At 37.0% G+C, this 13215-nt stretch carries 11 protein-coding genes and 1 pseudogene; 6 read left to right on the plus strand and 6 right to left on the minus strand.

Annotated features, from left to right (window positions below):
* Positions 1 to 171: 171 nt before the first annotated feature.
* Both add and H4J62_RS06455 read right to left on the minus strand, forming a co-directional pair.
* The gene (gene add, locus H4J62_RS06450) at positions 172 to 1167 is read right to left on the minus strand and encodes an adenosine deaminase (protein WP_182215178.1); all 996 of its coding nucleotides are present in this window, start codon (positions 1165 to 1167) and stop codon (positions 172 to 174) included.
* 97 nt (positions 1168 to 1264) lie between these two features.
* A complete protein-coding gene (locus H4J62_RS06455; protein ID WP_182215176.1) occupies positions 1265 to 2170 on the minus strand; it encodes an endonuclease/exonuclease/phosphatase family protein in 906 nt (301 codons plus the stop codon).
* A gap of 144 nt (positions 2171 to 2314) precedes the next feature.
* Between H4J62_RS06455 and H4J62_RS06460 the strand changes: the two genes are divergently transcribed.
* The 3 genes from H4J62_RS06460 (at position 2315) to H4J62_RS06470 (ending at position 6500) form a co-directional block, all read left to right on the plus strand.
* Positions 2315 to 2872, plus strand: coding sequence for a phosphoribosyltransferase (locus H4J62_RS06460; RefSeq protein WP_146800083.1), 558 nt, complete (start codon positions 2315 to 2317; stop codon positions 2870 to 2872).
* Positions 2873 to 2890: 18 nt separating this feature from the next.
* Positions 2891 to 3997: a hypothetical protein gene (locus tag H4J62_RS06465; protein WP_182215174.1), complete on the plus strand. Its 1107-nt coding sequence runs from the start codon at positions 2891 to 2893 to the stop codon at positions 3995 to 3997.
* Positions 3998 to 4268: 271 nt separating this feature from the next.
* Positions 4269 to 6500, plus strand: a complete 2232-nt coding sequence (locus tag H4J62_RS06470; protein WP_070373575.1) for an NADP-dependent isocitrate dehydrogenase — start codon at positions 4269 to 4271, stop codon at positions 6498 to 6500.
* Between the two features lie 92 nt (positions 6501 to 6592).
* Here the strand turns inward: H4J62_RS06470 and H4J62_RS06475 are convergent, their stop codons facing one another.
* Positions 6593 to 6829 carry an RNA-binding protein gene (locus H4J62_RS06475; RefSeq protein ID WP_070373576.1) on the minus strand — a complete coding sequence of 79 codons (237 nt, stop codon included), beginning with the start codon at positions 6827 to 6829 and terminating at the stop codon, positions 6593 to 6595.
* Between the two features lie 309 nt (positions 6830 to 7138).
* On the opposite strand from H4J62_RS06475, the gene icd reads away from it, so the two are divergent.
* The 3 genes and pseudogenes from icd (at position 7139) to H4J62_RS06490 (ending at position 10353) form a co-directional block, all read left to right on the plus strand.
* Positions 7139 to 8389: an NADP-dependent isocitrate dehydrogenase gene (icd, locus tag H4J62_RS06480; protein ID WP_182215173.1), complete on the plus strand. Its 1251-nt coding sequence runs from the start codon at positions 7139 to 7141 to the stop codon at positions 8387 to 8389.
* A 136-nt stretch (positions 8390 to 8525) separates the two neighbouring features.
* Positions 8526 to 8739: pseudogene (locus tag H4J62_RS06485) on the plus strand (cold shock domain-containing protein); the annotation flags it as partial.
* Positions 8740 to 9111: 372 nt separating this feature from the next.
* Positions 9112 to 10353: a tyrosine-type recombinase/integrase gene (locus H4J62_RS06490; protein ID WP_182215169.1), complete on the plus strand. Its 1242-nt coding sequence runs from the start codon at positions 9112 to 9114 to the stop codon at positions 10351 to 10353.
* 79 nt (positions 10354 to 10432) lie between these two features.
* Here H4J62_RS06490 and H4J62_RS06495 read toward each other — a convergent pair whose 3' ends face one another.
* The 3 genes from H4J62_RS06495 to pyrC are packed head-to-tail and all read right to left on the minus strand — an operon-like array spanning position 10433 to position 13200.
* Positions 10433 to 11263 carry a M23 family metallopeptidase gene (locus H4J62_RS06495; RefSeq protein ID WP_182215168.1) on the minus strand — a complete coding sequence of 277 codons (831 nt, stop codon included), beginning with the start codon at positions 11261 to 11263 and terminating at the stop codon, positions 10433 to 10435.
* Complete coding sequence (locus H4J62_RS06500; RefSeq protein WP_182215166.1) at positions 11256 to 12134, minus strand: 6-carboxytetrahydropterin synthase; 879 nt, start codon at positions 12132 to 12134, stop codon at positions 11256 to 11258. Before H4J62_RS06500 ends, H4J62_RS06495 begins: the two co-directional genes overlap by 8 nt.
* Before the next feature lie 19 nt (positions 12135 to 12153).
* The gene (gene pyrC, locus H4J62_RS06505; protein ID WP_182215164.1) at positions 12154 to 13200 is read right to left on the minus strand and encodes a dihydroorotase; all 1047 of its coding nucleotides are present in this window, start codon (positions 13198 to 13200) and stop codon (positions 12154 to 12156) included.
* Positions 13201 to 13215 lie beyond the last annotated feature (15 nt).

Genomic DNA, 13215 nt, shown 5'->3' on the forward strand with positions numbered 1-13215 from the left:
TTTTTTACTGAAAAAAATGTTTATGGCGACTATTTAAAAGTCGCCTAAAAGTTAATATGGGTATAATAATACTAAGTACTGTAACGATCAATTACCTATTAATCATTAAGGTTAACAACAACCAATAAAATTTATAATCGCAGTGTGATTGATAGCAATATTATCTTTACGCTATAGTTTTAATTGGCGTAATGTTTGTTTTTCATCATGGCTTAAAAAACTCATTTCAATGGCATTGCTTTGTAATTGCGTTATTTGTGCTTCACTGAGTTTAAGTAAGTTACTGGCAAGGTTAAATTCATCTTCAAGCTCAATATTCTCAACTGCAGGATCATCGGTATTTAAACAAACATTAAGGCCATTTGCTAAAAAAGTTTTTACTGGGTGCTGACTTAAATCTTTTATCGTACCTGTTTGATAATTTGACGTCAGGCAAGACTCAAGACCAATGTTATGTTTAAGCATGTAGTCCATTAGCTTTTGATCTTTTACACAAGCGACACCATGACCAATTCTAGTCGCTCCCAATTTTTCTATAGCATGCCAAACGCTTTCTGGTCCGGCCGCTTCACCCGCATGCACGGTTACTTGCAAACCCGCATGCGATCCTTTCTTAAAGTGACTTTCAAAAAGGCTACCAGGAAAATTATATTCGTCTCCCGCTAAATCAAGTGCAACAATATTATCTTTATGGGCTAAAAGGGCGTTGAGCTCAGTTTCACAATTGTCTACTCCAAAAGTACGGCTCAAAATACCAATTAAATTTATTTTGGTCGGATACTTTTTACGGCCTTGGTTAACGCCTTCAATAATCGCTTCCACAACACCTTCAATAGGGAGTTTATGGGTCATTGCCATATAAAAAGGTGAAAAACGTAATTCGGCATAATCAATATTAGCCAGATAAGCATCTTCAACATTTTCATAACCGATTCGAATAACATCATCTAATGAAGAGAGTACTTGAACGCCCCAATCTAACTTCTTTAAAAAAGCGAGCAGGTCGGCTTCATTATCAGTAATTTTAATATGAGGTAAAAAGTCTTCGAAATTAGTTTCAGGTAAAGCAATATTATTTTTCTGAGCTAATTGCCAAACAGTTTTAGGTCGAATGTTTCCGTCTAAATGTCGGTGAAGGTCTATAAGTGGCAGTTGCTTGTTATACATGTGGGTCTATTGTCCTGATAATATAAAGTGTTGCTAGTTATCACTAGTAACGGTTTATGTCTGTGGTCTATTCTAGCTCAAAATCCTTATTAAATGTTTAAAGCTGTACTTTAACCGAAATAGGGCAATGGTCTGTTAATGTATTAGCAAGCTCGCGAGTATATTTTTCTTTGAAAACTAATTGTTCAAAAGAGTTTTCAATATACATGTTTTTAGCGCTAGGGTTAAAAACAATATGGTCGATATAATCTTTGTAGTAGCCGCCCCAACAAGCAGACTCTTTAGTCATTGTTGGTGTCCAAAGTGCTTCATTGCCTTCATCGTCAAGTGCTTGCCATAAACCTTGGTCTTCGTCATATTGATGACTTACATCTTGTGAGAACCTGCGGTTAAAATCGCCAAGTACAATAAAGGCTTCATTATCTTTAGCTCGTTCATCTACCCAACGTTCAAGTGGGTCTATTTGCATACTTAATGTAGTGCAGGCTTCTTTTAGTCTTAATTCTTTATCTGTACTACTTGGCATCGCTGCAAGATATTTGCTATCAAGTGGCAAAGCAAAACAACCAGACTTTAAATGTACGGCAAGTAACCTGATTTGTTTACCATCTCGAGATAAGGTTAAGTCCATACCATGTCTGACACGGGTAACATTTAATGCTTTATATTCTTTGGCAACCACTGTTAAGCCCGCTGATTTTTTAACGGCAACACCAACACGCTGTACCCAATCTTTAGTTGAAAAATAAAAATCGTATTCGTTACCAAAGACCATTTTTGCCCAATTTTCATCTTCAACTTCTTGTAAAGCAATCACATCGGCATCAAGTTGTTTAGCATAGACGGCTAATTGCTGATAATCATCTGATTTTCGTTTATTATACTCATGAGAACCTAACCAAGCGATATTCCATGAAGCTACTTTTAGTTCTTGAGAGTAACTTGGTGAAACATACATTAAGCTAAATAGTAAACTAGCAGTTGTTAATATTGTTTTTTGCATTAATACTTCTCTTAGTTAAACTCAAGTTTTTTGAGTACAGGTAAATAATAAACGTTAATTCACTGAATAATTTACTTAACCATTCGGTCAAGAATTGATATAATTCGCCACATTACACTACTTTTACAGTAAGAAACAACCACTATGAATAAAAAATTTATCACCGCACAAGAATTACTAGAAGATTCTTTTAGACTGGCCGCAAAAGTCTTTGAAGATGGTTTTCGTCCACAATTTATCATAGGCATATGGCGTGGTGGAGCACCTGTTGGTATTGCTGTTCAGGAGTATTTTGATTTTAAAAATATTGAAACAGATCATATCGCTGTCCGTACTTCTTCTTACTACGGCATTAACCAACAAAGTAAAGAAATCAAAGTGCATGGTTTGCATTACATTATCGAAAATGCCAATGCAACTGATGGCTTATTAATTGTTGATGATGTTTTTGATTCAGGCCGCAGTATTGATGCATTAATAAAACAACTTAAAAAATTAGCGCGTAATAATATGCCAACAGATGTTCGCATTGCTTGTCCTTGGTATAAGCCAACCAATAACGTGGTTGATATCAAACCAGACTACTATGTTCACGAGTCTGATGAATGGTTGGTATTTCCACATGAATTGTCAGGATTAACACAAGAAGAAATTGCTGAAGGCAAATCTGACCTTACCAATATATTACACCTTTTAAAATAATTACAGGTTGAGTTGTTAATGAAGCTGCTACCCTTTATAGCTATCTATCTCTCTGCTTTTACTGTACTTGCTGATGATAACATTCATCAGCAAGTGACTTTAAAGGGAAAGTGGCTGGTAGAAGCTGATCAGCAAGTTATGTTCGATCCACAAACCTCCGCGTTAAAGCTATGGCGCGGAAAGTTACTGACGCTCTCTGATGGTTCAGCTGATAAGTCTCAGCAGAAACAATTACATATTATTGAGCCCACGAGTGGATTAGTAGAAGAAAAATCAATGCTTATGACCCTGTCTAGCCAGGTAAAGTCTAGCTGCTTTTCCTCGTATCTAGCAGGTGAGCCTGATTTTGAAGCTTTAGCGGTTGACCCTAACAATGATAAAGTTTTCATTATAGTGACCGAAGATGCCCGTAATGGCGATGAACTTTCATCGGCATGTCAACAGCGCTTTCAAAATACCGGTTCGACAACATACCCCACACTTATTGTGAGATTAGCGCTTGATGATAATAATATATTATCGATGACGCATGTTAGACCCTTACAATTTGACGCAAGTTATAACGTGGGTGACTTTTCTAATGATGGTATCGAGGGACTAGCTTTTGGTCAGGACAACACTTTATACCTTGGTTTGGAAAAAGACAGTCAGGGTTTAGCGCGTATTTTTTCGTTGGTATTAGGCGAGAATTTTTGGGCGACTGATGAATTTGCTCCGGTAATTGATACTGAAGTTCTATTACCGACATTTAGTCAGGGTGGGCACCCTATAAATGGTATGGACTATCTTTCGAAGGATAATCACCCTGGTTATATCGTTGCTGCAGCTAGGAATGATGATCAATTATGGATTATCGATTTGGCAAAGAAACAACCAACAAAAATTATTGCTATGAATTTTTTAGCGCCAGTGAGTGCTGAAAATAATGAATGCAGTGATTGGGAGCCTATCGGTAACACCTCATTAGAAGGCGTTGCAGTAGCGAAAAATAAAATTTGGCTAATCAATGATCCATGGAAAGCGCATTATATAGAGAATGCAAAGTGTCCGTCAAATGATGAAAAATACAAATCTTTTTCGCCTTTATTGTTTTCATTAACAATTGACAAAGGTTGGTTAGAATAAATAATGGCTATATATACAACATAGTTATTTGTAATTATAGCCATATTGTTTACGAAGCTTACTTGAAGGTTTATAATACTCAGGTTAACCAGTGGTACAGCCACTGGTTTTTTATGTCTGTACTTACTCAGGCACATAGATCGCGAATAAATAGTCATAAATTTTTAATACGCTTTAGCGTTCTCGCGGAATAATTAATAGTAATAGAGTGATGAATAACGCCAACAGGTGGTATTTTCACTTTATTAGGCAATTAGCAATAGGAAAGTAAATGAGCTCAGATTCAACAAAAATAATTTATACGATTACCGATGAAGCGCCTGCATTGGCGACTCACTCTTTATTACCAATTATTCAGGCATTTACGGCTTCTTCAGGTATTAACGTTGAAACGCGTGATATTTCACTTGCGGCACGTGTATTAGCAAACTTTCCAAAATACTTAACAGCAGAACAACGTGTTAGTGATGCTTTATCTGAATTAGGCATGTTAGCTAAAACACCAGAAGCTAACATCATTAAATTACCTAATGTTTCAGCTTCAATACCACAGCTAGAAGCTGTTATTAAAGAGCTTCAAGCTAAAGGTTATAACTTACCAAACTATCCAGCTGAACCACAAAATGAAGCTGAGCAATCTATTAAGCTTACTTACGCAAAAGTTTTAGGCTCTGCGGTTAATCCTGTTCTACGTGAAGGTAACTCAGACCGTCGTGCGCCTAGCTCAGTTAAACAATATGCACGCAAAAATCCACATTCTATGGGTGCTTGGTCAAAAGATTCTAAATCACACGTTGCTCATATGTCAGCGGGTGACTTTTACGGTAGTGAAAAATCAACCACTATTAATGGCGAAACCAATGTAAAGATTGAATTCGTTAGCGAAAATGGTGCGGTCACTTTATTAAAAGAGCACTTACCGTTATTAGACAAAGAAATTATCGATGCGGCAGTAATGAGTAAAGCGGCATTAATTGAATTCTATGAAACACAAACAGCTAAAGCTAAAGAAGAGGGCGTTTTACTTTCTCTTCACTTAAAAGCAACCATGATGAAAGTTTCAGATCCAATCATGTTCGGCTATGCAGTAAAAGTTTTCTATAAAGATGTTTTTGACAAACATGCTGCTATTTTCGAACAACTTGGTGTAGATGCCGATAATGGTATTGGCGATGTTTATGCAAAAATATCTCGTTTACCAAGCGAAAAACAAAAAGAAATTGAAGCCGATTTAGCCGCTGTTTATACCACACGTCCAGAAGTTGCGATGGTTGATTCAGACAAAGGTATTACTAATTTTCATGTACCAAGCGATGTAATTATTGATGCTTCAATGCCTGCGGCTTTAAGAGCTTCTGGTATGATGTGGGATCGTGATGGCAATCAAAAAGATACTAAGTTTATGATCCCTGATCGTAACTACGCCGGTGTTTTTTCAGCGGTTGTCGATTTTTGTCGTGAAAATGGTGCATTCAACCCAACAACAATGGGTACAGTGCCGAACGTAGGTCTAATGGCGCAAAAAGCTGAAGAATACGGTTCGCATGACAAAACATTTACCATGACAGGTAAAGGTACGGTTCGAGTAGTTAATGACAACGGCGAAACCTTGTTAGAACATAACGTTGCTCAAGGTGATATTTGGAGAATGTGTCAGGTTAAAGATGCGCCTATTCAAGATTGGGTTAAGCTTGCTGTTACACGTGCTAAAGCAACTAACGTACCGACAGTATTTTGGTTAGATGAAAATCGTGGCCATGATGCAGAGATGATTAAAAAGGTAAATACCTACCTAGCTGACCATGATACAACAGGTTTAGATATTCAGATTTTAGAACCCGTTAAAGCCTGTGAGTTTACTTTAGCGCGTACCGCTAAGAGTGAAGATACTATTTCAGTAACTGGTAACGTTTTACGTGATTACTTAACTGATTTATTTCCAATTTTAGAATTGGGCACCAGCGCTAAAATGCTTTCAATTGTGCCACTAATGAATGGCGGCGGATTATTTGAAACAGGCGCGGGTGGTTCAGCACCTAAGCATGTTCAACAATTTGAAAAAGAAAACCATTTACGTTGGGATTCTTTGGGTGAATTTTTAGCCCTTGCTGCTTCTTTAGAACATGTAAGCGTTCATACCAAGAATAACAAAGCGCAAGTACTTGCTGATACGCTAGATTCAGCAACAGGTAAGTTCCTCGATGAAAACAAATCGCCTTCACGTAGAGTGGGTGAATTAGATAACCGTGGTAGCCATTTTTATCTTGCTATGTACTGGGCACAAGCACTTGCTGAACAAACAAATGATGAAGAGTTAAAAGCGAGTTTTACTGCTATTGCTCAAGCATTAACTAAGCAAGAAGCTAAAATTATTGCTGAATTAAATGCCGCTCAAGGTCCTTCAATGAACATCAACGGTTATTATTATGCTGATGTTGACCTAGCGCGTAAAGCGATGCGTCCAAGCGAAACGTTTAATACTATATTGTCTAGCTTACTGTAACGTAACATTCGTTAAGTTATAAAGATAAAAAAGGCTGAGTATCTTAATTGATACTCAGCCTTTTTATTGAATGCTAATAATGATAATTAGTCTTACTTAGATATTTTCACTCTAATTCTATTACTACCAATTCTAGTTTCGTGCAGTGCTTTAATCGCTTTTTTAGCTTCTGCTTCATTAGGCATTGCCACAAACGCGAAACCTTTAGATTTTCCCGTTTCTTGGTCTAAAACTAAAGTACATTCGGTGACACCACCATGAGCTGAAAATAAAATCCGAATTTCTTGTTCGGTTGTAGAGCGAGATAAGTTACGTACTAATAGTTTCATCAACAATCCTAAAAAATAATATTAAAAGTAATTATCTCAAGATAGTTAACTTTCACCAAGCTATTTTATTTCATTAGCGGTTATTAATAGCTTTCAAACACATAATTTAAACGGTTGTTTAAATTATTCACCTCGGTTATAGTCAATATCATCTATTCTGTATTAGTGTTGAAGCTCTTTTTCATTTATTTTTAACATTCAAGTAAAGATAACCTATACTAAAATAAGCAGTTTTATCCATAATTCAAACAATATAGCTTTAAAGTTAATACCTGTTAACGTTATTGTGCTAAAGAAGAGGAATCATATATGTCTACGAACGTAACAATCCCGACTGAAGGTCAAGCCATTACCTGTGAAAACGGGCAGCTATGTGTCCCGAATAATCCGATAATCCCTTTTATTGAAGGTGACGGTATTGGCATCGATGTAACACCGCCAATGATAAAAGTTGTTAACGCTGCTGTTGAAAAAGCTTATAACAGTGATCGTAAGATCCACTGGATGGAAGTTTATGCCGGTGAAAAGGCAACCCAAGTTTACGATTCAGAAACATGGTTACCTGATGAAACATTAGAAATGTTTAAGCAGTTTAAAGTGGGTATAAAAGGGCCGTTAACTACCCCTGTAGGTGGTGGCATGCGTTCATTAAACGTAGCACTTAGACAAATATTAGATCTATATGTTTGCCAACGCCCAGTACAATGGTTCACCGGTGTACCCAGCCCGGTTAAAAAACCAAGCGAAGTAGATATGGTTATTTTTCGAGAAAATTCAGAAGATATCTATGCTGGTATTGAGTATAAAGCGGGATCTGATCAAGCGAAGAAAATGATTAAGTTTTTAATCGATGAAATGGGCGCAACAAAAATTCGTTTCACCGAGAACTGTGGTATAGGTATTAAGCCAGTATCTAAAGAAGGTACCGAACGCTTAGTGAGAAAAGCCATTCAGTATGCTATTGATCACGACAGAGAGTCAGTAACTTTAGTACACAAAGGTAATATCATGAAGTATACCGAGGGTGCCTTTAAAGAATGGGGTTACCAATTAGCACGTGATGAATTTGGTGCTGACTTTATTGCGGGTGGTCCTTGGTGTTCATTTGTAAACCCAAAAACGGGTAAAGAGATCATCATTAAAGATGTTATTGCTGATGCAATGCTACAGCAAATTTTATTAAGACCCGCAGAATACAGTGTTATCGCAACATTAAATTTAAACGGTGACTATATATCTGACGCATTAGCAGCACAAGTTGGCGGCATTGGTATTGCACCAGGCGCGAACATGAATGATGATATTGCCATTTTTGAAGCAACACATGGCACAGCACCAAAATATGCGGGTTTGAACAAAGTTAATCCAGGCTCTGTTATTTTGTCAGCAGAAATGATGTTGAGACATATGGGTTGGGTTGAAGCTGCTGATTTATTACTTAAAGGTATGTCAGGTGCCATTAACGCTAAAACAGTCACTTACGATTTTGAACGTTTGATGGATGGTGCAACACTCGTTACATGTTCAGAGTTTGGTGATTGTATTATTGACCATATGTAATATTAACGTCATTAAGTTATAGTAAAGAGGATCAGTCGAACCAAATTCGACTGGTCTTTTTTAATGATAATTATTATGATATTTACCCTAGAACAAGCTTTAATAGTTTATAACCAAACGCTGTAATGGAATCGTGATGCACAAAGGACAATTAACAAGTTGGAAAGATAATAAAGGTTTTGGCTTCATTCAATCGAGTGAACTGGCTAAAGATACCTTTATTCATATATCATCATTAAAAGAGATGAGCAGAAAACCTAAAGTAGGTGATTTAATTTACTTTGAAGTAGAAAAGCAAACTAACGGTAAAAGCAAAGCCGTTAATTGTCGTATTGAAGGTGTTGAAGCTAAAGTGATACAAGAACATAAACCTCGTATTTACAGAAATACTTCAGCCGTTAAAAGTAAGCTTGTTTTATTATTAGTGCTAGTAGGTATTGGTGCTTTTGCATTTCAACGACTAGGGTTAGCGCCTTAACACTTGACGCGATAAACAACGTTCGTAATTTATCGCGTTGCTAGACGACAAGTTTATGAAAAAAATTAAAGTAGATTAAGACTAAAATAGCAGATCAGAAGTTTTTTAATCTACGAGTAATTACGGGGAGCACTTCCCTATATTCCACATAGCTCACTATGTCCGATACTCTTCAGTATTGGACATAGTGAGTATAATGGTTTAGACTGCCTTTATACGTACTATCTACTTGGTTTTCAAAATAATGTTGTTAAATAAACCTGTTCCTTTATATCCACCATACATTGATTTGTGTGATTTTGATTTTGATGACTACCCAGAGTTAGATAAAATATTCTCATCAAATGAACCTTGGTGGCTTGAACAATTTGATTGGGGGAAAATCTTCCTTACTTATATAGGTAGAAATAAATCTACTCACACTTATGACCGATTTAGAAACGACGTTGAACGTTTTCTTTTGTGGTCATTTATTGAAAAGAAAAAACCAATAGACCAATTACGTAAATCAGACTTACTTGAATATGCTGACTTTTGTTGGCAGCCACCAGTTACTTGGATTGGTACATCAAATCAAGAACGTTTCAAAATATCCAATGGCTATTCCTTGGCTAATGAGCTTTGGTTCCCGTATAAAATCCAAGCACCTAAAAGTCTAAAATCTGAATACATCATTGATAAGAAAAAATATCGTCCATCACAACAAACACTTTCATCAATGTTTACCGCAATTATCGTTTTCTACAACTATTTAATGGCTGAGGATTTTTGCATTGGTAATCCTGCACAAATAGCTAAAAAAGATTGCCGACATTTTATAATAGACTCTCAAGTTAAAGAAGTTAAACGTTTAACCGCTAGCCAATGGCAATATGTTTTAGATACAGCCATTGAAATGGCTGATGAAAACCCACTATTTGAACGAAATTTATTTGTTATATCTGCATTAAAAACCCTTTTTTTAAGAATTTCCGAACTATCAGAACGTGAAAATTGGTCACCTACAATGGGACACTTTTGGCAAGATGATGATGAAAATTGGTGGCTTAAAGTCTTTGGAAAAAGCCGTAAATTGCGTGACATCACGGTTCCTCTTGATTTCTTACCTTTTTTAGAGCGTTACCGCTCTTCCCGAGGTTTATTAGGTTTGCCATCAAGTAATGAAAATTCAATTCTTGTTGAGAAAGTTCGTGGCCAAGGTGGTATGACATCTCGACATTTACGCCGTTTAGTTCAAAGTGTTTTTGATCAAGCACATGAAAATATGCGTAGATCCGAAGGTGAAAATAAGGCATTAAAATTGAAAGAAGCTTCTGCCCATTGGTTAAGGCATACCGGTGCAAGTATGGAAATTGAACGTGGGCGCCCTCTTAAAGATATTTCAGAAGATCTGGGCCATGCAAGCATGGCAACAACCGATACGGTATATGTTCAAAGTGAAAATAAGAAACGTGCTGAAAGTGGTAAAAAACGACGGGTTAATTAATCCTACACTCATTTATTTGTATAACTTACTACTGACTTAATAAATGAATGTAGACCTTAATATATAGCGTTAATATTTTCTATTTAATGGCAACAGCTCTTAACGCTAATGCGGGATCTAAGCGCATATTGAACCAATTAATACGCCAATCTAAATGAGGACCTGTAGTTCTGCCACTAGAGCCAACGGCAGCAACAACTTGTCCTTTTTTAACTTCGTCACCGGTTTTAACGTAAGATTTACTTAAATGTAAAAAACTAGAAGTAATACCATGACCGTGATCAATTATCATAGTGCCACCTGAATAAAACATATCAGGTACGAACATTACCACAGTGCCCGCTGCGGGAGCTTTGACTGGATCGCCGGTTTTTCCTGCGTAATCTAAACCATAATGTGGACGTTTAGGCACACCATTAAAAACCCGTTGGCTACCATAAACACCAGTAATAATACCTGTTATTGGTGCAATAAATCCGTTAGCAAAATCAGTTTTAGTACTTAAGGTTTTTCTGGCTGCACTCACTTGCGCGCCATCTTGCTTAGAACGAGTAATAGCTTTCGGATTTGGGTTCATTATTTTTTTGGCAATACCTTCAATACGCTGTATATCGTATTGACGCTTTGCCGGTGTTAAAGACTTTAATTCTTTTTCACCATTTGGCTGAGTGATCACTAATTGATGTGTTTTCTCATCATCGCGGCTAAATCCAAAAACGTAATCGCCATATGCAGATAAAGGCAGCACTTTCCCATCAAAAGTAACAACATTATTATTAGCTGTTTTACCTATGACTAAAGCGCCCTGCTTTATTTCTCCCGAAAGCTTAATATCAGCAAACGTATGCGGACTAAAAAAAACACCGACTAAACAAAAGGTTACAAGCTTAATTTTTTTAGTATTAAGCATTTGCAATAGCGCCTTTACCAACACCTTCAAAGGCAACAACCGTTACATCACTTTGATTATCAGCAACTAATTGTCTGGCAATAAAGTCGGCTAAAAGCTCAACGGTTGAGTCACAATCGACAACGTCTAATACCTTATTCTCAACCGCTATGTCAAAGCGACCTTGTGGCGCGGTATAAGAAAAGAAATGGTGATCGGGCGTCAAATTATGTTGAGCAAAATTTGACAGTTCAATATCTGCTTTTGCAACACGGTCAACATCTGAAGCAATATAAATATCTTGCCAACGTAAGCACCAAGCTTTTTCTAATGCAGCTACCCGTTGACCTTTTTGTAAGATATGAATAGTAGAACGGTGACCATGGGCAATACGCTGACAATTTCCGTCATGTAATTTTAAACCATGGGTGTAGTGGTAAAAATCGCCACTTATATTCTCTGGTCGAAGGGTTAGCTTAAGACCTTGAACATTTTGTGGTAATTGCTCAAGAATTATTGCGGTTAAATGCTCAGTAACAGATGCTACATCAATCGTATCGCTAGTAATTTTAGCAAAAGCACATTTTGGTGACTGTAAATAGTAACTGGCTCGCTCACTAATAAAATCAACATATTCATGGTTTTCCTGATGTAATGAATCAGAAACAGTAATACATTCGTTTTTCATCGGTAATAATAATTTATGATCAACAGCATCATCTATAATTGCTTTAATTTGCTTTTTAACCACAGCAAAGTCAAGCACCATGCTCATTTCATTGAGAGCACCATCAAGGAGTACATCAACGATCCAACTCTCGCCGACAATGCCACGTTCCTGGCAACAGTATGAAAAATCAATGACCGTTAAATCATTTACAAATAATTGCATTATTACTTCCTATTTAAATCTAGTCTTTTACTTGCCAAGCAATAGTATCGTTAGCACGGATTGGCACAACAACATCATGACCAAACGACATCGTCGCTGGTACATGCCATTGGGCTTTTTCTAAAGTTATTTTATCGTTATTAACGGGTAAATTATAAAATGCTGGCCCATGTAAACTCGCAAAGCCCTCTAATTTATCCAAGGCCCCTGCTGCTTCAAATGCTTCAGCATAAAGCTCAATTGCAGCATGTGCCGTATAAGATCCCGCACAGCCACAAGCAGATTCTTTGGCATGTTGTGGGTGAGGAGCAGAATCAGTGCCTAAGAAAAATTTACGACTGCCTCCAGTTGCTGCAGCAATTAATGCTTGTTGATGAATGTTACGTTTCAAAATAGGTAGACAGTAGTAATGAGGTTTAATTCCGCCAACTAACATATCGTTACGATTAAATAATAAATGGTGAACGGTAATTGTCGCCGCAACGTTATCACCTGCTTGCTCAACAAATTCAACCGCATTTTTAGTGGTTATATGTTCTAAAACTATTTTTAATTCCGTATATTTTGCTACTAAGGGCGTTAAAATAGTTTCAATAAATATCGCTTCACGATCAAATATATCAATATGGCTGTCAGTCACTTCGCCGTGGATCAATAAAAGCATGCCCACTTCTTGCATTGCTGTAAGTACATCAGCGATGTTATCAACACTCGTCACACCAGAAGAAGAGTTTGTCGTTGCCCCAGCAGGATACAACTTAGCAGCAAAAACAAGACCCGTTGCTTTAGCGTCGTATATTTCTTGTACGGTGGTTTTATCAGTTAAATAAAGCACCATTAATGGTTGAAATGGCGTACTTTGTTTTGAGCCGTTTACATTAGCAGCCATAATGCGTTGATGATATTGCGTCGCTAATTCAGCATTGGTAACTGGAGGAACTAAGTTTGGCATAATAATAGCGCGGCCAAAGTAACGGCTAGTATCTGGAACTGTGGTCGTTAAAGCATCGCCATCGCGTAAATGTACATGCCAATCGTCTGGGCGAGTAATGGTTAATGTTGTCATTTTTATACCTATAAA

It is taken from the genome of Colwellia sp. BRX8-5 (assembly GCF_014077325.1).
In the GTDB taxonomy this organism is placed as follows: domain Bacteria; phylum Pseudomonadota; class Gammaproteobacteria; order Enterobacterales; family Alteromonadaceae; genus Colwellia_A.